Consider the following 20,657-nt stretch of genomic DNA (forward strand, 5'->3'; position numbering starts at 1 on the left):
ACGGCACACGTCGAATACGAAACGCCAAACCGCCACTACGCACACGTCGACTGCCCCGGCCACGCCGACTACGTCAAGAACATGATCACCGGTGCGGCGCAGATGGACGGCGCGATCCTGGTTTGCTCGGCTGCCGACGGCCCGATGCCACAGACCCGCGAGCACATTCTGCTTGCTCGTCAGGTTGGCGTTCCGGCGATCGTCGTGTTCCTCAACAAGGTTGACCAGGTCGACGACGAAGAGCTCCTCGAGCTCGTCGAACTGGAAGTTCGCGAACTTCTGTCGTCCTACGACTTCCCGGGCGACGACATTCCGATCGTAAAGGGTTCGGCTCTGGCCGCTCTTGAAGATTCGAACAAGAAGATCGGCGAAGACGCCGTTCGCGAACTGATGGCAGCTGTTGACGCCTACATCCCGACGCCTGAGCGTCCGATCGACCAGCCGTTCCTGCTGCCGATCGAAGACGTGTTCTCGATCTCGGGCCGTGGTACGGTTGTGACCGGTCGCGTCGAGCGTGGCATCGTCAAGGTTGGTGAAGAAGTCGAAATCGTCGGCATCCGCGCCACGACCAAGACGACGGTTACCGGCGTCGAAATGTTCCGCAAGCTGCTCGACCAGGGCCAGGCCGGCGACAACATCGGCGCTCTGATCCGTGGCGTACAGCGTGACGGCGTCGAGCGTGGCCAGATCCTGTGCAAGCCGGGTTCGGTCAAGCCGCACAAGAAGTTCATGGCAGAAGCCTACATCCTGACCAAGGAAGAAGGCGGCCGTCATACGCCGTTCTTCACGAACTACCGTCCTCAGTTCTACTTCCGTACAACGGACGTGACCGGTATCGTTTCGCTTCCTGAAGGCACGGAAATGGTTATGCCAGGCGACAACGTCACCGTTGAAGTCGAGCTGATCGTTCCGATCGCGATGGAAGAAAAGCTGCGCTTCGCGATCCGCGAAGGCGGTCGTACCGTCGGCGCCGGCATCGTTGCCTCGATCATCGAGTAATCGATAGATCAACCACTTAAAAAAGGCCTCGCGGGAAACCGCGGGGCCTTTTTCGTTACAGCGTGTTGAAATCGGTCAGGAGACGTCCGCAGGAAGCGCGGACGCCGTTCAGCCAAAGAGTTCATTCATATAGCGGAACTGCGTGCTGCCGCATGGCTTGGCCCAGCTCTTTGGCAGGCGTGGCGCAGGCTCCATAAGCCGTGCTGCAACATTCTCGGCGCCTGCTTCAATCGCGTCTCTCCCGATGAAACCACCGCGGACCTGCGTCGTCGCGGCAAGCGCCCGCTGGAAGGCGTCGAACAGTTCCATGTCCGGCCATCCCGGATTTGTCCAGAACTCCGCGAGTGGCCCTTGGAACGTCAGCCCGGGGATGTCGTAAACCGCAGCGCCCAGCGCAACTACCGGCTTTGCCATCGATAGCGCGGTCAGTCCGACGGTCGAGTTGACTGTGACGACGCCGGCCGCGCGGATGATAAGGTCGTCGGTGTCACCCCCATCCGCATAGAAGACACGGTCCGGTATTCCGTGGCGGTTCGAGGCGGCCCGGATGCGCTCGGGCCAGCGCGACAGTCCATTGTCGATCGGATGGACCTTGAACAGCAGGCGGTCGTTACTGCCTGCGTGCTTTGCGAAAGAAGCAATCACCGAATCGACGATGGCGAAGAGGTCGCCGCCGGGGGCGTGACGGATGATCTGGTAATCCCCAGGAAGCTGCAGCGGAACCAAGAAGACCCGAGGCAAGCGCTCACCATCCGCCGTCTGGATCGGGGCGAGGGCGGCTGTGGTCGCGAGATCGGCATTCCGTCGCCGGGATTTCATCCTCAGCGCTTTCCAGATCCAGCCGGCATATTCGCGAACCGGATGCACGGGCCCATGGGTCCGGTAGTGCGGATGAACGAGCCATCCCAAGAGAACATTGGGAACGTGATAGACAAGATCGTAGAGCGCGTAGGTGAAGAAGCTGGAGCGGTAGCGTCCGACCCTGTCAATGGCCGGTGCGCTTTCCGCGATCATGCGGATACGCTCCGCATCCTGCGGGAAGCGAGAATGTGCCGACATGCCATCCGGCTCTATCGTCAGCCAGTCGGGCCGCAGATACCCGTGTTCGAGAATATGGACGTCAACGCCTCTGGCTGACGCAACGGCAGCCGCGCTGTGATGCGGCGCACGACCATCACCAAGCATGACGATATCGGTTACATTGTGATCGCTTATGTAGCGATCGAGATACACTGCCCAATGTTCAGGCTTTTCGCGAAACAGTTCGCTTTTGCGCGGCCACCAAAACGCCACATCACCTATGGATAGGTTGATCTTCGATACCTGCGCGCCTTTGTTTTCAAGGGCTTCCGCGAGCTTCTTGAGAAACGGCGAGGCGGGTCCTTGAAGCAGCAGGAATCGGCGTTGATGCATGGCGACGTAACCTTGGGATATGCTTCGTGCGTAAAAGGCGCCATTGACGACGGTGGTGCCTTCGTGAAAGTACCGGAACTGTTTAACGGTAATTGTGTGAATTGGCATCCGTCTCACGTACGGGGAGCTGTGTATTACGTCGGGAGAACCCCGATCAGGCTAAACGACCCTCAATTTCATGATCCCGAATCAAGCGGTATTGGCTTCGAATGACAAAAGTCCTGTTTCTCCAAGGTCCACCGTCCGTGTTCTGGCGCGAGCTGGCAAACGCGTTCGAAGCGCAGGGGATCGGTACGAAGCGTGTGAACTTCTCGTTCGGAGACCAGGCCTACTGGCGCAAGTCCGGAGCGATCAACTATCGCGGAACGCTGAGGGCCTGGCCACGCTATCTGGCTGAACTCATCCGTCGCGAAGGCATCACCGACATTCTCTATTATGCCGACAGGCTGCCCTACCATCGCTTTGCCGGACGCGTTGCACGTCGGTTGGGCATTCAGTGTCATGCCGTCGAGTTCGGCTATCTTCGGCCGGACTGGATCACGCTCGAACGCAATGGCATGGGCCGCTTCTCGCACTTCCCCAACGATCCGAACGTGATTCGCAAGGTTGCCGAGCAGGTTCCCGAACCGGATCTCAAGGCGCGCTACGGCCACACGTTCGGACAGGAGGCGACAAACGAGGTCATCTATAATCTCCTGGCATATTTCGGCCGCCCGATGTTCCCGTTCTACCGCTCGGACAAGTACTACGATCCGCTGTTCGACTATCTGTCGTGGCTGCCGCGCATGTTCCGTTCGCGCCACGATCTGCCAGAGGGATTTTTCGACGGCGAAACCGGCAAGAATTACCTCCTGGCTCTGCAATTGCAGAGCGACTACCAGATCCGAGCAAACTCTCCTTATCGGCATCTCTCTCAGATGATCGATCAGGTTATCCATTCGTTCTCGCTGCATGCGCCCGAAAGTTCACGGTTGATCGTCAAGCAGCATCCACTAGACAACGATCTCGAGGGCTGGCGCAAGGTCGTGTCGAAGATCGCCGCACGCTATCATGTGTCAAACCGGGTCGTGTTTATCGAAAAGGGCGAGCTCGGTGCGATCCTAAAGCATTCGCACGGGACGATCGTTGCCAACTCCACGACGGCGATGCACAGCCTGAGAGCCGGTCTTCCGACGATTGCGCTCGGTGCGGCAGTTTACGACATGCCCGGGTTGACCCATCAGGGCGGGATCGACTCGTTCTGGTCTGACCCCGAGCCGCTTGACGCGAACCTGCTGCGCGCTTTCATCAAGGCATTGGCCGGCACGGTACAGATCAAGGGCAATTTCTATCACGAAGAGGGCCGCGCGCTCGCGATCGAATCGATCATCACCCGCGTTCGCGACCGCACCGTCAACGAACCTGGTGCCTTCGTCGAAAAACCGCCGCGTCTGGCATGGCAACGGCTTCCGCTGCCAACAGAGAGGCGCGTGCCGGCGACCGGGACGGCGACGGGCGCTGTCGAGCTTTCAACGCGCGATCTTCTCCTGGGGAAGCCGGATCAAGTCTTGTCCCCGGTCTCGGCAAGAGATCTCGGCGACAACGTCGGCGGCAAATTCAGATAGCCTGGCAAAGTTCGAAAAACACTCTTGCCAAGTCCGGCGCAGCGTCTTAAAGGGAGCGCCTAGCCGGTGACGGAGAGGATCTTGATGGTCCGTCAGTCTTCGGTTTGAAGGGGTATAGCTCAGTTGGTAGAGCGGCGGTCTCCAAAACCGCAGGTCGTCGGTTCAAGCCCGGCTGCCCCTGCCAGCCTTCGCACAACACATAGCTTGCGACTGTAATTGATAGGCGCTGAGCGGTTGTTGTCCAAAGTTGGGAATTTCATGTAGGCACCTTTTTCCTCTTGTTTAACGGGAAATGGGTGTTTATGTAGGGAACAACAGACACGCGGTGCGTGGGGCTGAACGATATCGGCTTTACGTGCCGTAATTGCGTGGGCAATCGATGGCATCCAAAACCAATCCGGCAACGTTCTTCAAGCAGGTTCGTTCCGAAGCGTCTAAAATCACTTGGCCATCCCGCCGTGAAACCACGATCTCGACGATCATGGTTCTGGTCATGGTCGTGGTTGCGGCGCTGTTTTTCTTCGCTGCGGACCAGCTTATTGGCTGGTTGCTCGGCTTCGTGCTGAACGTCAGCGTTTGATCCTGGAGTATTAAGATGGCGGCCCGCTGGTACATCGTCCACGCATATTCGAACTTTGAGAAAAAGGTCGCTGAGGACATCGAGAACAAGGCTCGCCAGAAGGGGCTTGAGCATTTGTTCGAACAGATCCTCGTTCCGACGGAAAAGGTTGTGGAAGTGCGTCGCGGCCGAAAGGTCGATAGCGAACGCAAGTTCTTCCCAGGCTACGTCATGGTTCGTGCGAACCTGACGGACGAAGCCTACCATCTGATCAAGAACACGCCGAAGGTTACCGGCTTCCTTGGTTCCGACAACAAGCCTGTTCCGATCCCTGACTCCGAAGCCGATCGTATCCTCGGTCAGGTTCAGGAAGGTGTCGAGCGGCCGAAGTCCTCGATCTCGTTCGAGGTTGGTGAACAGGTTCGTGTTTCCGATGGTCCGTTCGCGTCGTTCAACGGCGTTGTTCAGGATGTCGATGAAGAGCGTTCGCGCCTCAAGGTCGAAGTGTCGATCTTTGGCCGCGCCACTCCGGTGGAGCTCGAATACGCTCAGGTCGAGAAGGTCTGATTGTTTTTGAATATGGGCTGCCATTGAGTTGGCGGCCCTGTGCGGCGTTTGCCGTAACCCGCGTGGAAGGTGAGGGGTCTAGCCGGACCTCGGTAAGCCGCACCACGCAACCGCAGCCGCCGGTCAATCCGGCATTTCGGACCAAGATATCGGTCCATAACGAAAGGCAGAGAAATGGCTAAGAAAGTAGCAGGCCAGCTCAAGCTTCAGGTCAAGGCAGGATCGGCTAACCCGTCCCCGCCAATCGGCCCGGCGCTTGGTCAGCGTGGCATCAACATCATGGAATTCTGCAAGGCGTTCAATGCCGCCACGCAGGAAATGGAAAAGGGTATGCCGATCCCGGTCGTCATCACCTACTACCAGGACAAGTCCTTCACCTTCGCGATGAAGCAGCCGCCGGTTACTTACTGGCTGAAGAAGGAAGCGAAGATCACATCCGGTTCCAAGACACCAGGCAAGGGTGGCAAGGCCGGTACCATCACCAAGGCTCAGGTCCGTGCGATCGCCGAAGGTAAGATGAAGGATCTCAACGCAGCCGACGTCGAAGGCGCAATGCTGATGGTTGAGGGCTCTGCCCGCTCCATGGGCCTGGAAGTGGTGGCTTAACATGGTAAAGCTCGCAAAGCGCATGAAGAAGATCCGCGAAGGCGTGGATCCGACAACGCTCATCGCTCTCACCGAAGCCATCTCGATGGTCAAGGAACGTGCGACGGCTAAGTTCGACGAAACCGTCGAAATCTCGATGAACCTCGGCGTTGACCCGCGTCACGCAGACCAGATGGTCCGCGGCGTTGTCAACCTGCCGAACGGCACCGGCCGTGACGTTCGCGTTGCTGTTTTCGCACGTGGCGCCAAGGCTGATGAAGCCAAGGCTGCTGGTGCAGACATTGTTGGCGCAGAAGACCTGCTGGAAATCGTTCAGGGCGGCAAGATCGACTTCGATCGTTGCATCGCAACTCCTGACATGATGCCGCTCGTCGGTCGTCTCGGTAAGGTTCTCGGCCCGCGTGGCATGATGCCGAACCCGAAGGTCGGTACTGTGACCATGGACGTTGCCGGAGCCGTCAAGGCTTCCAAGGGCGGCGCTGTCGAGTTCCGCGTCGAGAAGGCCGGTATCGTTCACGCCGGCATCGGCAAGGCTTCCTTCGATGCCAAGGCACTCGAAGAAAACATCCGTGCCTTTGCTGACGCCGTCATCAAGGCAAAGCCGGCTGGCGCCAAGGGCAACTACCTGAAGCGCGTCGCGATTTCGTCGACGATGGGCCCAGGCGTCAAGATCGAGCCTTCGTCGGTCACAGCCGCTTAATGAATTGCCGGAGCCCCAGGGCTCCGGCTGCATGAATTCCCTCTCCCTTCGGGGAGCGGGAATTTACGGAGAAATCCGGAATTCCTGTCCGAGATTGCAGGTGGTTTTCCCTTAATCACTTGGCCTGCATGAGACGGGTAAGAACGCAGATTTTCGGCGCTCCGGCGTTGTCAATTCGGTTCGAGCCTTGTGTGCCTTAAGCCTGAAGCCTTCGTGGCGACAGAGCGGGGGGACAGGATCCTCAACCGCCACGGACGGTCCGTTAAACGATCGTTCGAGGCAAAGGCAAACCCGGTAGGGCCTGCAGGATTGCGGTCCTATCAACTGGAGACAGACAGTGGAAAGAGCGGAAAAACGCGAATTCGTCACGGAGCTGAATGAAGTCTTCAAGGCTTCTGGTTCAGTTGTCGTGGCCCACTATGCTGGTGTCACAGTTGCGCAGATGAACGACTTCCGTTCAAAAATGCGTGCTGCTGGCGGCACCGTCAAAGTCGCGAAGAACCGCCTGGCCAAGATCGCTCTTCAGGGTACGGAAGCAGAAGGGATCTCCGATCTCTTCACCGGTCAGACACTCATTGCCTACAGCAATGACCCGATCACTGCTCCCAAAGTCGTCGTGGATTTCGCCAAGACTAACGACAAGATCGTTGTCCTCGGTGGAGCCATGGGAACAACCACGCTCAACGCAGAAGCAGTCAAGTCGCTTGCGACCCTGCCTTCGCTGGACGAGCTTCGTGGCAAGCTGCTGGGCCTCTTGAACGCCCCGGCTACCCGCATTGCAACGGTTGTATCCGCACCAGCAGCTCAGCTTGCTCGCGTGTTTGCGGCTTACTCAAAGAAGGACGAAGCCGCGTAAGGCGGTTTTTCGCTGTTCAAAACCAAGTTCGAACCGAATATAAGGAACTGATAAAATGGCTGATCTCGCAAAGATCGTTGAAGACCTGTCCGCCCTGACCGTTCTGGAAGCTGCTGAGCTTTCCAAGATGCTCGAAGAAAAGTGGGGCGTTTCGGCTGCTGCTCCTGTCGCAGCTGCTGCTGCTGGCGGCGGTGCTGCTGCTGTCGTTGAAGAAGAAAAGACCGAATTCGACGTTATCCTCGTTGAAGCCGGCGCTAACAAGATCAACGTCATCAAGGAAGTCCGCGCAATCACAGGTCTCGGCCTGAAGGAAGCTAAGGACCTCGTCGAAGGCGCTCCTAAGGCTGTCAAGGAAGCCGTTTCCAAGGCTGAAGCTGCAGACCTCAAGAAGAAGCTTGAAGACGCAGGCGCCAAGGTCGACGTCAAGTAATATCGGAATACGGTGGGGGAGATCAGTCTCCCCCACTTTCTTCCTCCGAAACTATTACCCAGGGATCGTGAAAACGGCCCCTGGGTAATGGGTTCTCAAGAGGATGGTCCTGAACCGAACCGAGAAGGCAATCCGGCCTTTCGCTTTCGGGAAGTAGGACGAGTTTGAGAATACCATGTTCGACGGGATCGACTGGCCAGCGAACCCCGTCCGTTGCAGGCCCGGATGCAATTTTGAAGGAGCTACGATGGCTCAGACCCTTTCATTTAACGGTCGCAGGCGCGTACGCAAGTTTTTTGGGAAAATCCCCGAAGTCACAGAAATGCCGAACCTTATCGAGGTTCAGAAGGCGTCTTACGATCAGTTTCTGATGGTTGAAGAGCCGAAGGGTGGTCGTCCGGACGAAGGTTTGAACTCCGTGTTCAGGTCTGTCTTCCCGATCAGCGATTTCTCCGGCGCTTCCATGCTCGAATTCGTGTCCTACGAATTCGAACCGCCTAAATTCGACGTTGAAGAATGCCGTCAGCGCGATCTGACCTACGCAGCGCCTCTCAAGGTGACGCTGCGTCTCATCGTGTTTGATATCGACGAGGATACGGGCGCGAAGTCCATCAAGGACATCAAGGAACAGTCCGTCTACATGGGCGACATGCCGCTCATGACCGACAACGGCACGTTCATCGTGAACGGTACCGAGCGCGTCATCGTGTCTCAGATGCACCGTTCGCCAGGCGTGTTTTTCGACCACGACAAGGGCAAGAGCCACTCGTCCGGCAAGCTGCTTTTCGCTGCTCGCGTCATTCCGTATCGCGGTTCCTGGCTCGACATCGAATTCGACGCCAAGGATATCGTCTACGCGCGTATCGACCGTCGCCGCAAGATCCCCGTCTCGTCGCTGCTGATGGCACTCGGCATGGACGGCGAAGAAATCCTGTCGACGTTCTATACGAAGTCCAACTATGTTCGCGACGGCGAAGGCTGGCGCATTCCGTTCAACGCCGAAACCCTCAAGGGTGCCAAGGCGCTGTCGGAAATGGTTGACGCCGATACCGGCGAAGTCGTTGTGGAATCCGGCAAGAAGCTGACCCCGCGTCTGCTTCGTTCGCTGACCGAGAAGGGCCTCAAGGCCATCAAGGCAACGAATGACGACCTCTACGGCAACTATCTGGCCGAAGACATCGTCAACTACTCGACGGGTGAGATCTATCTCGAAGCCGGCGACGAAATCGACGAGAAGACCCTCAAGGTCATCCTCGACCACGGTTTCGACGAGATCCCGGTTCTCGGCATCGACCACATCAATGTTGGCGCCTACATCCGCAACACGCTGGCCGCAGACAAGAACGAGCATCGTCAGGATGCACTGTTCGACATCTACCGCGTCATGCGTCCGGGCGAGCCGCCGACGATGGACTCGGCCGAAGCCATGTTCAATTCGCTGTTCTTCGATTCGGAGCGTTACGATCTCTCCGCCGTCGGCCGCGTGAAAATGAACATGCGTCTCGACGTCGACGCTCCAGACACGATGCGCGTTCTGCGCAAGGACGATATCCTGGCCGTGGTCCGGATGCTCGTCGAACTGCGTGACGGCAAGGGCGAAATCGACGACATCGACAACCTCGGCAACCGCCGCGTTCGTTCTGTCGGCGAACTGATGGAAAATCAGTACCGTCTCGGCCTGCTCCGCATGGAGCGCGCCATCAAGGAACGCATGTCGTCGATCGAGATCGACACCGTCATGCCGCAGGACCTGATCAATGCGAAGCCGGCTGCTGCCGCGGTTCGCGAATTCTTCGGTTCCTCGCAGCTGTCGCAGTTCATGGACCAGGTGAACCCGCTTTCGGAAATCACCCACAAGCGTCGTCTTTCGGCACTTGGCCCGGGTGGTCTGACCCGCGAGCGCGCAGGCTTCGAAGTCCGCGACGTTCATCCGACCCACTACGGCCGTATTTGCCCGATCGAAACGCCGGAAGGCCCGAACATCGGTCTAATCAACTCGCTTGCAACCTTTGCCCGCGTTAACAAGTACGGCTTCATCGAAAGCCCGTACCGCAAGATCATCGATGGCAAGGTCACGAAGGACGTCGTCTATCTCTCCGCTATGGAAGAGGCGAAGTACTACGTTGCGCAGGCGAACTCGGAACTCACCTCCGAAGGCACCTTCGTTGAAGAGTTCGTGGTCTGCCGCCATTCCGGCGAAGTCATGCTGTCCCCGCGCGACACCGTCAACCTGATGGACGTTTCGCCAAAGCAGCTCGTCTCCGTCGCAGCGGCTCTGATCCCGTTCCTCGAAAACGACGACGCCAACCGCGCCCTCATGGGTTCCAACATGCAGCGTCAGGCGGTTCCGTTGGTTCGCGCCGAAGCGCCGTTCGTCGGCACCGGCATGGAGCCTGTGGTTGCGCGTGACTCCGGCGCGGCGATTGCTGCCCGCCGTAGCGGTGTTGTGGACCAGGTGGATGCGACCCGTATCGTTATCCGTGCAACGGAAGACCTCGAATCCGGCAAGTCCGGCGTCGATATCTACCGCCTGCAGAAGTTCCAGCGCTCCAACCAGAACACCTGCGTCAACCAGCGTCCGCTGGTCGCCGTCGGCGACATTCTGAACAAGGGCGACATCATCGCTGACGGTCCTTCGACCGACCTCGGTGACCTGGCTCTTGGCCGCAACGCGCTCGTCGCGTTCATGCCTTGGAACGGCTACAACTACGAAGACTCGATCCTCATGTCCGAGCGCATCGTGTCTGACGACGTGTTCACCTCCATCCACATCGAGGAATTCGAAGTGATGGCGCGTGACACGAAGCTTGGTCCTGAAGAAATCACGCGCGACATTCCGAACGTATCGGAAGAAGCGCTGAAGAACCTCGACGAAGCCGGCATCGTCTATATCGGCGCCGAAGTTCAGCCGGGCGACATCCTCGTCGGCAAGATCACACCGAAGGGCGAAAGCCCAATGACGCCTGAAGAAAAGCTTCTGCGCGCCATCTTCGGTGAAAAGGCTTCCGACGTTCGCGACACGTCCATGCGTATGCCTCCGGGCACGTTTGGCACCGTCGTCGAAGTTCGCGTCTTCAACCGTCACGGCGTCGAAAAGGACGAACGTGCGATGGCGATCGAACGCGAGGAAATCGAACGCCTCGCCAAGGACCGCGACGACGAACAGGCGATCCTCGACCGTAACGTCTACGGCCGTTTGATCGAGATGCTCCGTGGTCAGGCGTCTGTCGCCGGTCCGAAGGGCTTCAAGAAGGGCGTCGAGCTCTCCAACGCCGTCGTCTCCGAATATCCCCGCTCCCAGTGGTGGATGTTCGCGGTCGAAGACGAAAAGGTCCAGGGCGAGATCGAAGCACTGCGTGGTCAGTACGACGAGTCGAAGTCGCTGCTCGAGCATCGCTTCATGGACAAGGTCGAAAAGGTCCAGCGCGGCGACGAAATGCCTCCGGGCGTCATGAAGATGGTCAAGGTTTTTGTCGCTGTGAAGCGCAAGATCCAGCCGGGCGACAAGATGGCTGGCCGTCACGGTAACAAGGGCGTTGTTTCGCGTATCGTGCCTGTCGAAGACATGCCGTTCCTCGAAGACGGTACCCACGTCGACATCTGCTTGAACCCGCTGGGCGTGCCTTCGCGCATGAACGTCGGTCAGATCCTCGAAACCCACCTTGCCTGGGCTTGCGCCGGCATGGGTAAGAAGATCGGCGAGCTCCTCGACGAATACCGCAAGACCATGGACATCGGCGAGCTGAAGACAGTTCTGACCGACGTGTATGCCAGTGAGGCAAAGAACGAAGTCGTCGACTTCGACGATGACTCGCTGGTCAGACTTGCCGAACAGTCCCGCAAGGGCGTCTCCATCGCAACGCCGGTTTTCGACGGTGCGCATGAACCAGACGTTGCTTCGATGCTGAAGAAGGCCGGTCTGCACGAAAGCGGTCAGTCGACCCTGTACGACGGTCGTACCGGTGAAGCCTTCGACCGTCAGGTGACTGTCGGCTACATGTACATGATCAAGCTGAACCACCTTGTGGACGACAAGATCCACGCGCGTTCGATTGGTCCGTACTCGCTCGTCACCCAGCAGCCGCTCGGTGGTAAGGCTCAGTTCGGTGGTCAGCGCTTCGGGGAAATGGAAGTCTGGGCTCTGGAAGCTTACGGCGCCGCCTACACCCTGCAGGAAATGCTGACGGTGAAGTCGGACGACGTGGCAGGTCGTACCAAGGTCTACGAGGCGATCGTCCGAGGCGACGACACGTTCGAGGCAGGCATTCCGGAGAGCTTCAACGTTCTCGTCAAGGAAATGCGCTCGCTGGGTCTGTCGGTCGAACTGGAAAATTCCAAGCTCGATACGGCTGACGCACTGCCCGACGCGGCCGAATAAAATTTGACAAGGGGCGTGCGGGGGCAACCGCGCACGCCATTCCTTCCGCCGGTGAAGTTAGCACCGGGAGAGGGGAGTTTTGCCGCATTCTGCGGTTATTGTCATTTATGGGTCGAGGATTGGCATCCCGGGAATTTGCCGGTACCGCGACCCGACTGAGGGCGTTACGCCCCATCAAGGAGACAGGCATGAACCAAGAGGTCATGAACCTTTTCAACCCGACAGTGCCCGCACAGCACTTCGATTCGATCCGGATCTCGATTGCGAGCCCGGAAAAGATCCTGTCGTGGTCCTACGGCGAGATCAAGAAGCCGGAAACGATCAACTATCGTACGTTCAAGCCTGAACGCGACGGTCTTTTCTGCGCGCGCATTTTCGGACCGATCAAGGACTACGAATGCCTGTGCGGCAAGTACAAGCGCATGAAGTACAAGGGCATCATCTGCGAAAAGTGCGGCGTTGAAGTCACGCTGTCGCGCGTTCGCCGCGAGCGCATGGGCCATATCGAGCTCGCTGCTCCGGTTGCCCATATCTGGTTCCTGAAGTCGCTGCCTTCGCGTATCTCGACATTGCTCGACATGACGCTGAAGGATGTCGAACGCGTTCTCTACTTCGAGAACTATATCGTCACCGAGCCTGGCCTGACGTCGCTGAAGGAAAATCAGCTTCTGTCGGAAGAGGAATACATGATCGCCATCGACGAGTTCGGTGAAGATCAGTTCACGGCGATGATCGGTGCTGAAGCCATCTACGAGATGCTGGCATCGATGAATCTGGAAAAGATCGCTGGCGACCTTCGCACGGACCTTGCTGAGACCACTTCGGATCTCAAGCAGAAGAAGCTGATGAAGCGCCTGAAGATCGTCGAGAACTTCATGGAATCCGGCAACCGCCCGGAATGGATGATCATGAAGGTCGTTCCGGTCATCCCGCCGGATCTGCGCCCGCTGGTTCCGCTTGACGGCGGCCGTTTCGCGACGTCCGACCTCAACGATCTGTACCGCCGCGTCATCAACCGTAACAACCGTCTGAAGCGCCTGATCGAACTGCGCGCTCCGGGCATCATCATCCGCAACGAAAAGCGCATGCTGCAGGAATCTGTGGACGCGCTGTTCGACAACGGCCGTCGTGGCCGCGTCATCACGGGTGCCAACAAGCGTCCGCTGAAGTCGCTGTCCGACATGCTCAAGGGCAAGCAGGGCCGCTTCCGCCAGAACCTTCTCGGCAAGCGCGTCGACTATTCCGGTCGTTCGGTCATCGTGACCGGTCCGGAACTGAAGCTGCACCAGTGCGGCCTGCCGAAGAAGATGGCGCTCGAGCTGTTCAAGCCGTTCATCTACGCCCGTCTCGACGCCAAGGGTTACTCCTCGACCGTCAAGCAGGCGAAGAAGCTGGTTGAAAAGGAAAAGCCGGAAGTTTGGGATATCCTCGACGAGGTCATCCGCGAGCATCCGGTTCTCCTCAACCGCGCGCCGACGCTCCACCGTCTGGGCATCCAGGCCTTCGAACCGATCCTGGTTGAAGGCAAGGCCATCCAGCTGCATCCGCTCGTCTGCACGGCCTTCAACGCCGACTTCGACGGTGACCAGATGGCTGTTCACGTGCCGCTCTCGCTGGAAGCCCAGCTTGAAGCCCGCGTGCTCATGATGTCGACGAACAACATTCTGCATCCGGCAAACGGCGCGCCGATCATCGTTCCTTCGCAGGACATGGTTCTCGGCCTGTACTACCTGTCGATCCTCAATCAGAACGAGCCGGGCGAAGGCATGGTCTTCTCGGACATGGGCGAACTGCACCATGCTCTGGAAAACAAGGTCGTCACCCTGCACGCCAAGATTCGCGGTCGTTTCAAGACGGTCGACGAGGACGGCAAGCCGGTTTCCAAGATCTATGAAACGACACCTGGTCGTATGATCATCGGCGAACTTCTGCCGAAGAACTTCAAGGTGCCGTACGAGACCTGCAACCAGGAAATGACCAAGAAGAACATCTCCAAGATGATCGACACGGTCTACCGTCACTGCGGTCAGAAGGACACGGTCATTTTCTGCGACCGTATCATGCAGCTCGGCTTCACCCACGCGTGCAAGGCTGGCATTTCGTTCGGTAAGGACGACATGATCATCCCGGACTCGAAGGTGAAGATCGTCGGTGATACCGAAGCCCTCGTGAAGGAATACGAACAGCAGTACAACGACGGCCTGATCACTCAGGGCGAGAAGTACAACAAGGTCGTAGACGCCTGGGGCAAGGCCACCGAGAAGGTTGCCGAAGACATGATGGCCCGCATTAAGGCTGTCGAATTCGACGCAGAGACCGGTCGCCAGAAGCCGATGAACGCGATCTACATGATGTCCCACTCCGGCGCCCGTGGTTCACCGAACCAGATGCGTCAGCTGGGCGGCATGCGCGGCCTGATGGCGAAGCCGTCGGGTGAAATTATCGAGACCCCGATCATCTCGAACTTCAAAGAAGGCCTGACCGTTAACGAGTACTTCAACTCGACCCACGGTGCCCGTAAGGGTCTCGCAGACACCGCCTTGAAGACGGCGAACTCCGGTTACCTGACCCGTCGTCTCGTCGACGTGGCCCAGGACTGCATCGTCAACATGGTCGATTGCGGCACCGAGAGTGGTCTCACCATGACCGCCATCGTTGACGCCGGTCAGGTGGTTGCGTCCATCGGTACCCGCGTTCTCGGTCGTACGGCCCTCGACGACATCGATCATCCAGTCACGGGTGAGCGCATCGTCGATGCTGGTCGCATGATCCTCGAGCCCGATGTCATCGAGATCGAAAAGGCTGGCATTCAGTCGATCCGTATCCGCTCTGCACTGACCTGCGAAGTTCAGACGGGCGTATGCTCGATCTGCTACGGCCGTGACCTTGCGCGCGGTACACCGGTCAACATGGGTGAGGCTGTCGGCGTTATCGCTGCTCAGTCGATCGGTGAGCCGGGTACCCAGCTGACCATGCGTACGTTCCACTTGGGCGGTACGGCAAACGTGGTCGACTCGTCGTTCCTGGAAGCGTCCTATGAGGGCACGATCCAGATCAAGAACCGCAACATGCTGCGCAACTCGGAAAACGTTCTCGTCGCGATGGGCCGCAACATGTCGGTCACCATTCTCGACGAGCGTGGTGTCGAGCGTTCCTCGCAGCGCGTCGCCTACGGTTCGAAGCTGCATGTCGATGACGGCGACAAGGTTCGTCGTGGTCAGCGTCTTGCAGAGTGGGACCCCTACACACGCCCGATGATGACGGAAGTCGCCGGTACGGTGTTCTTCGAGGACATGGTCGACTCGATTTCGGTATCGGAATCGACCGACGAATCCACGGGTATCACCAAGCGTCAGGTTATCGACTGGCGTTCGACCCCGCGCGGTATCGATCTGAAGCCTGCAATCGTCATCAAGGACGCTTCGGGTGCGATCATGAAGCTGTCGCGTGGTGGTGACGCCCGCTTCAACCTCAACGTCGATGCCATCCTGTCCGTAGAACCGGGCAGCAAGGTATCGCAGGGCGATGTTCTGGCGCGTATCCCGATGGAAAGCGCCAAGACCAAGGACATCACCGGTGGTCTGCCGCGCGTTGCCGAACTGTTCGAAGCTCGTCGTCCGAAGGACCACGCCATCATCGCTGAGATCGATGGTACGATCCGCCTCGGCCGCGACTACAAGAACAAGCGTCGCGTCCAGATCGAGCCTGCCGAAGACGGTGTCGAAGCAGTCGAATACCTGATCCCGAAGGGCAAGCCCTTCCACCTTCAGGAAGGCGACTACATCGAAAAGGGCGACTACATCCTCGACGGTAATCCTGCGCCGCACGACATCCTGGCGATCAAGGGCGTGGAAGCACTCGCTTCCTACCTGGTCAACGAAATCCAGGAAGTCTACCGTCTGCAGGGCGTTGTCATCAACGACAAGCACATCGAAGTGATTGTTCGTCAGATGCTTCAGAAGGTCGAGATCACCGATAGCGGCGACAGCCAGTATATCGTCGGTGACAATGTCGACCGGATCGAGCTTGACGATGCCAATGACCGTCTCATCGAGGAAGGCAAGAAGCCTGCCTTTGGCGACCCGGTACTCCTCGGCATCACCAAGGCATCGCTGCAGACGCCGTCCTTCATCTCGGCTGCATCCTTCCAGGAAACCACCAAGGTTCTCACGGAAGCTGCAATCGCCGGCAAGACGGATACGCTGCAGGGTCTGAAGGAAAACGTCATCGTCGGCCGTCTCATCCCGGCTGGTACTGGCGGCACCATGACGCAGATCCGCCGCATCGCCACTTCGCGCGACGACCTCATCCTCGAGGAACGCAAGAAGGGCTCAGGCGCTGGCTCGGCTACACCGATGCTGCAGAACATGAACCCGGAAAAGACTCCGGCCGAATAAGGCTGCGAGGGTAGGGCGCGCGGAAACGGGCGCTCTCTTTTCAGGAGCGCACGACAAAAAAACGCCCGGAGCGATCCGGGCGTTTTTGTTTTGCTGTATTCAGACAATGGTCAGTCGAAGCGAATGATCGCGACTTCGCCCTCAAGCGCACCCTGATAGGCCGATGCATGCGGCTCTTCCGGCGGCTCGTCGGTCAGGACGCCGATCTGATCGAGGTCGGCCTCCAGGAAGCCTTCTTCGGTGAGCGCGTTCAACGCCTCCCTTACGGCGGAATCATCGTCGGGCGCGCGCAGGATGACATGCATCTCGATGCCTTCGCCGCCCTTGGTCTCGTAAGCCTTGCCGATGATGATGAAAATCATCGGGTCATCGAGCGTATTGTCGTTATCGGCGGGGTTTGCCATGTGCAATCTCCAGGTAAAGGGGCTGACGCTTCATTGTCATCAAGAGGCAAGAGCGAGGAATGTTCCGAAACTTCCTTTATTGCCATATTCAGTGATTCCCAAACGGAAATCCCAGGGTCGAACTTTAATGTTTTGGGGCGGCTTTTCAGGAGATCGAAAACCCCGGTAAACAAGGCTTTCCGCCATTATTTTCGGGCCAGCTCTTGACGCAGAAGGGTTAAGTCAGTAAACGCCGCGGCATCGGACACCATGTGAGACATGTGCGTCTGGAGAGTCTTTCTCCGGAGTTCGCCTCAAACAGGTTTCCAAAAAACGCACGTTGACTACAAGAATGCTGCACGCACGACGCGTTTTCAATGCGTCCTCTGCCTTATGTGGTCCATCCGGATACGGATCGGGCCACGTTTCGTGCATGAGGAGATGTGTGTGTCGCCGCCGGAAACGGCATCCGAATGGTCCCGAAAGGGGCTTGAAAGAAGATTTTGCAAGGGATGGGTATATGCCTACCGTAAACCAGCTGATCCGTAAGCCACGCCAGGCACAGGTAAAGCGCAACAAGGTTCCTGCTCTGCAGGAAAACCCGCAGAAGCGCGGCGTTTGCACCCGCGTTTATACGACGACCCCGAAGAAGCCTAACTCGGCTCTGCGTAAGGTTGCCAAGATTCGCCTCACCAATGGCTTCGAAGTCATCGGCTACATTCCGGGTGAAGGTCACAACCTGCAGGAACACTCTGTCGTCATGATCCGTGGCGGCCGCGTAAAGGACTTGCCAGGCGTTCGTTACCACGTCATCCGCGGCGTTCTCGACACCCAGGGCGTCAAGAACCGTAAGCAGCGCCGTTCGAAGTATGGTGCGAAGCGTCCGAAGTAATCCTTCGGATTTCCAATTTTCCGGCGCTGCGCGAGGTTCTCCGCGTGATAAAGCGTCTAAACCGTTTGAGAGACGAGTAATATGTCCCGACGCCATAGTGCAGAAAAGCGTGAGATCAATCCGGACCCGAAGTTCGGCGATTTGATCGTCACCAAGTTCATGAATGCCATCATGCTTCACGGCAAGAAGTCTGTCGCCGAAAGCATTGTCTACGGTGCGTTTGACTCCGTGCAGGGCAAGGCCAAGTCCGATCCGCTCGGCATCTTCCACACAGCCCTCGACAACGTCGCTCCGCACGTCGAAGTCCGTTCGCGTCGTGTTGGTGGTGCAACCTACCAGGTCCCGGTCGACGTTCGCCCGGAGCGCCGTCAGGCTCTCGCCATCCGCTGGCTGATTGCTGCTGCCCGCAAGCGTAACGAAACCACCATGATCGATCGCCTCTCGGGCGAACTCATGGATGCTTCGAACAACCGTGGCAGCGCCGTCAAGAAGCGTGAAGACACCCACAAGATGGCGGACGCAAACCGCGCATTCTCGCATTACCGTTGGTAATCTTCACCCGATCGAGTTTCGAAAGGCAGTCCTATGGCTCGCGAATATAAAATCGAAGACTACCGCAACTTTGGTATCATGGCGCATATCGACGCCGGCAAGACCACGACCACAGAGCGGATTCTTTACTACACGGGCAAGTCGCACAAGATCGGCGAAGTTCATGATGGCGCAGCCACCATGGACTGGATGGAGCAGGAGCAGGAGCGTGGGATCACCATCACCTCCGCTGCGACCACGACCTTCTGGAAGGGCCGTGACGGCAAGATGCGCCGCTTCAACATCATCGACACTCCCGGCCACGTCGACTTCACCATTGAAGTCGAACGTTCGCTGCGCGTGCTCGACGGTGCGATCGCTCTTCTCGACGCAAACGCCGGCGTAGAGCCGCAGACGGAAACCGTCTGGCGTCAGGCCGAGAAGTACCATGTCCCGCGGATGATCTTCTGCAACAAGATGGACAAGACCGGCGCTGACTTCTACCGCTCGGTAGAAATGATCAAAACCCGTCTCGGCGCCATCGCTGTTGTCATGCAGCTCCCGATCGGTGCAGAAACCGAGTTTAAGGGCGTCATCGATCTGATCGAGATGAATGCCCTGATCTGGCGCGACGAGTCGCTCGGCGCTGCCTGGGACGTCGTCGAGATTCCTGACGACATGAAGGAAAAGGCTGCCGAATACCGCGAGAAGATGATCGAACAGGTCGTCGATATCGATGAAGAAGCCATGGAAAACTACTTGAACGGCATCATGCCGGACAATGACAAGATCCGTGCGCTGGTTCGTCGTGGTACCATCGACGTCAAGTTCCATCCGATGTTCTGCGGCACGGCCTTCAAGAACAAGGGCGTTCAGCCTTTGCTCGACGCCGTTGTCGAATATCTGCCTTCGCCGCTCGACATCCCGTCCATCAACGGTATCGACGTCAAGACCGAAGCCGAAATCGCCCGTCATCCGTCGGATGATGAGCCGCTTTCGATGCTTGCGTTCAAGATCATGAACGACCCCTTCGTTGGTTCGCTCACCTTCGCCCGTATCTATTCCGGCAAGCTCACCAAGGGCACGGCCGTCATGAACACGGTCAAGGAAAAGCGCGAGCGCGTCGGCCGCATGCTGCAGATGCATTCCAACTCCCGTGAAGACATCGAAGAAGCCTTTGCAGGCGACATCGTTGCTCTCGCAGGTCTCAAGGAAACCACGACCGGCGACACCCTGTGTGATCCGCTGCACCCGGTTATCCTCGAGCGCATGGAATTCCCTGAGCCGGTCATCCAGATCGCGATCGAACCGAAGACCAAGGGCGACCAGGAAAAGATGGGCCTCGCGCTCAACCGCCTGGCTGCTGAAGATCCTTCGTTCCGCGTCAAGACGGATGAAGAGTCTGGTCAGACGATCATCGCCGGCATGGGCGAACTGCATCTCGACATCCTCGTCGACCGCATGCGCCGTGAATTCAAGGTAGAAGCTACTGTCGGCGCGCCGCAGGTTGCCTACCGCGAAACCATCACACGCACGCACGAAGAAGATTACACGCACAAGAAGCAGTCCGGTGGTACCGGTCAGTTCGCGCGCGTCAAGATCGTCTTCGAACCGAACCCGGATGGCGACGAATTCAAGTTCGAATCCAAGATCGTTGGTGGTTCCATTCCGAAGGAATACATCCCCGGCGTTCAGAAGGGTATCGAAAGCGTTCTGTCTTCGGGTCCGCTCGCGGGCTTCCCGATGCTCGGCGTCAAGGCAACCCTGATGGATGGCGCCTTCCACGACGTCGACTCCTCGGTCCTCGCGTTCGAAATCGCATCGCGTGCTTGCTTCCGTGAAGCGGCAAAGAAGGCTGGCGCACAGCTTCTCGAGCCGATGATGAAGGTCGAAGTTGTGACCCCGGAAGATTACGTCGGTGACGTGATCGGCGACTTGAACTCCCGTCGTGGCCAGATCCAGGGCCAGGAACAGCGCGGCATCGCGATCGTTATCAACGCTCACGTGCCACTCGCGAACATGTTCAAGTACGTCGACAACCTGCGCTCCATGTCGCAGGGCCGTGCACAGTATTCGATGACCTTCGATCACTACGCACCGGTTCCGTCGAACGTCGCGACCGAAATCCAGGCTAAGTATTCCGGTCAGAAGTAATCGGAATACCGATCCAAAATACGCCTCGGCCTCGTGCCGGGGCGACAACAAGAATTGGAGCCCTTGAGGGCTCACGCAAAATGGAGAGCCGGAAATGGCAAAGAGCAAGTTTGAGCGCAATAAGCCTCACGTCAACATTGGCACGATCGGTCACGTCGACCACGGCAAGACGTCGCTGACTGCGGCGA

At 58.1% G+C, this 20,657-nt stretch carries 16 protein-coding genes and 1 tRNA gene; 15 read left to right on the forward strand and 2 right to left on the reverse strand.

Annotated features, from left to right (window positions below; genetic code table 11):
- Positions 1-999, forward strand: a 999-nt coding sequence (gene tuf, locus BLW69_RS22280) for an elongation factor Tu (RefSeq protein WP_092665496.1), incomplete at its 5' end; no start/stop codon positions are given.
- A gap of 108 nt (positions 1,000-1,107) precedes the next feature.
- Here tuf and BLW69_RS22285 read toward each other — a convergent pair.
- Entirely contained in the window at positions 1,108-2,412 is a 1,305-nt protein-coding gene (locus BLW69_RS22285) for a capsule biosynthesis protein (RefSeq protein WP_092665498.1), read from the reverse strand.
- Between the two features lie 209 nt (positions 2,413-2,621).
- Here BLW69_RS22285 and BLW69_RS22290 point away from each other — a divergent pair, with 209 nt between their 5' ends.
- The 10 genes from BLW69_RS22290 (at position 2,622) to rpoC (ending at position 16,509) form a co-directional block, all read left to right on the forward strand.
- Positions 2,622-4,016: a capsule biosynthesis protein gene (locus BLW69_RS22290; protein ID WP_092665500.1), complete on the forward strand. Its 1,395-nt coding sequence runs from the start codon at positions 2,622-2,624 to the stop codon at positions 4,014-4,016.
- A 108-nt stretch (positions 4,017-4,124) separates the two neighbouring features.
- Positions 4,125-4,200, forward strand: a tRNA-Trp gene (locus BLW69_RS22295).
- Between the two features lie 195 nt (positions 4,201-4,395).
- Positions 4,396-4,596 (forward strand): preprotein translocase subunit SecE, encoded by a 201-nt coding sequence (secE, locus tag BLW69_RS22300; protein ID WP_062453170.1) that lies wholly within the window; start codon positions 4,396-4,398, stop codon positions 4,594-4,596.
- Between the two features lie 15 nt (positions 4,597-4,611).
- Entirely contained in the window at positions 4,612-5,142 is a 531-nt protein-coding gene (gene nusG, locus BLW69_RS22305) for a transcription termination/antitermination protein NusG (protein WP_062453169.1), read from the forward strand.
- A 174-nt stretch (positions 5,143-5,316) separates the two neighbouring features.
- Entirely contained in the window at positions 5,317-5,748 is a 432-nt protein-coding gene (gene rplK, locus BLW69_RS22310) for a 50S ribosomal protein L11 (RefSeq protein WP_062453168.1), read from the forward strand.
- A 1-nt stretch (position 5,749) separates the two neighbouring features.
- Positions 5,750-6,448, forward strand: coding sequence for a 50S ribosomal protein L1 (gene rplA, locus BLW69_RS22315; protein WP_062453167.1), 699 nt, complete (start codon positions 5,750-5,752; stop codon positions 6,446-6,448).
- Between the two features lie 337 nt (positions 6,449-6,785).
- Entirely contained in the window at positions 6,786-7,304 is a 519-nt protein-coding gene (gene rplJ, locus BLW69_RS22320; protein WP_062453166.1) for a 50S ribosomal protein L10, read from the forward strand.
- A gap of 55 nt (positions 7,305-7,359) precedes the next feature.
- A complete protein-coding gene (gene rplL / locus BLW69_RS22325; RefSeq protein WP_062453165.1) occupies positions 7,360-7,734 on the forward strand; it encodes a 50S ribosomal protein L7/L12 in 375 nt (124 codons plus the stop codon).
- A 247-nt stretch (positions 7,735-7,981) separates the two neighbouring features.
- Positions 7,982-12,112: a DNA-directed RNA polymerase subunit beta gene (gene rpoB, locus BLW69_RS22330; protein WP_062454716.1), complete on the forward strand. Its 4,131-nt coding sequence runs from the start codon at positions 7,982-7,984 to the stop codon at positions 12,110-12,112.
- Positions 12,113-12,300: 188 nt separating this feature from the next.
- Positions 12,301-16,509: a DNA-directed RNA polymerase subunit beta' gene (gene rpoC, locus BLW69_RS22335; protein ID WP_092665502.1), complete on the forward strand. Its 4,209-nt coding sequence runs from the start codon at positions 12,301-12,303 to the stop codon at positions 16,507-16,509.
- A 110-nt stretch (positions 16,510-16,619) separates the two neighbouring features.
- Here rpoC and BLW69_RS22340 read toward each other — a convergent pair whose 3' ends face one another.
- A complete protein-coding gene (locus tag BLW69_RS22340; protein WP_062453163.1) occupies positions 16,620-16,913 on the reverse strand; it encodes a hypothetical protein in 294 nt (97 codons plus the stop codon).
- 499 nt (positions 16,914-17,412) lie between these two features.
- Here BLW69_RS22340 and rpsL point away from each other — a divergent pair, with 499 nt between their 5' ends.
- The 4 genes from rpsL to BLW69_RS22655 form a co-directional block, all read left to right on the forward strand.
- Positions 17,413-17,784 (forward strand): 30S ribosomal protein S12, encoded by a 372-nt coding sequence (gene rpsL, locus BLW69_RS22345; protein ID WP_042618537.1) that lies wholly within the window; start codon positions 17,413-17,415, stop codon positions 17,782-17,784.
- 81 nt (positions 17,785-17,865) lie between these two features.
- Positions 17,866-18,336 (forward strand): 30S ribosomal protein S7, encoded by a 471-nt coding sequence (gene rpsG, locus BLW69_RS22350; RefSeq protein WP_062580266.1) that lies wholly within the window; start codon positions 17,866-17,868, stop codon positions 18,334-18,336.
- 33 nt (positions 18,337-18,369) lie between these two features.
- Positions 18,370-20,469, forward strand: a complete 2,100-nt coding sequence (gene fusA, locus BLW69_RS22355; protein WP_062453161.1) for an elongation factor G — start codon at positions 18,370-18,372, stop codon at positions 20,467-20,469.
- Positions 20,470-20,563: 94 nt separating this feature from the next.
- The coding region (locus BLW69_RS22655) for a GTP-binding protein (RefSeq protein ID WP_018010120.1) at positions 20,564-20,657 on the forward strand (94 nt) is incomplete at its 3' end.

It is taken from the genome of Rhizobium sp. NFR12 (assembly GCF_900108545.1).
Classification (GTDB): Bacteria; Pseudomonadota; Alphaproteobacteria; order Rhizobiales; family Rhizobiaceae; genus Neorhizobium; species Neorhizobium soli.

Coding starts and splice junctions, on each gene's coding strand:
- BLW69_RS22285 (WP_092665498.1), bottom strand. CDS start 2,412: ATGCATCAACGCCGATTCCTGCTGCTTCAAGGACCCGCCTCGCCGTTT.
- BLW69_RS22290 (WP_092665500.1), top strand. CDS start 2,622: ATGACAAAAGTCCTGTTTCTCCAAGGTCCACCGTCCGTGTTCTGGCGC.
- secE (WP_062453170.1), top strand. CDS start 4,396: ATGGCATCCAAAACCAATCCGGCAACGTTCTTCAAGCAGGTTCGTTCC.
- nusG (WP_062453169.1), top strand. CDS start 4,612: ATGGCGGCCCGCTGGTACATCGTCCACGCATATTCGAACTTTGAGAAA.
- rplK (WP_062453168.1), top strand. CDS start 5,317: ATGGCTAAGAAAGTAGCAGGCCAGCTCAAGCTTCAGGTCAAGGCAGGA.
- rplA (WP_062453167.1), top strand. CDS start 5,750: ATGGTAAAGCTCGCAAAGCGCATGAAGAAGATCCGCGAAGGCGTGGAT.
- rplL (WP_062453165.1), top strand. CDS start 7,360: ATGGCTGATCTCGCAAAGATCGTTGAAGACCTGTCCGCCCTGACCGTT.
- rpoB (WP_062454716.1), top strand. CDS start 7,982: ATGGCTCAGACCCTTTCATTTAACGGTCGCAGGCGCGTACGCAAGTTT.
- rpoC (WP_092665502.1), top strand. CDS start 12,301: ATGAACCAAGAGGTCATGAACCTTTTCAACCCGACAGTGCCCGCACAG.
- BLW69_RS22340 (WP_062453163.1), bottom strand. CDS start 16,913: ATGGCAAACCCCGCCGATAACGACAATACGCTCGATGACCCGATGATT.
- rpsL (WP_042618537.1), top strand. CDS start 17,413: ATGCCTACCGTAAACCAGCTGATCCGTAAGCCACGCCAGGCACAGGTA.
- rpsG (WP_062580266.1), top strand. CDS start 17,866: ATGTCCCGACGCCATAGTGCAGAAAAGCGTGAGATCAATCCGGACCCG.
- fusA (WP_062453161.1), top strand. CDS start 18,370: ATGGCTCGCGAATATAAAATCGAAGACTACCGCAACTTTGGTATCATG.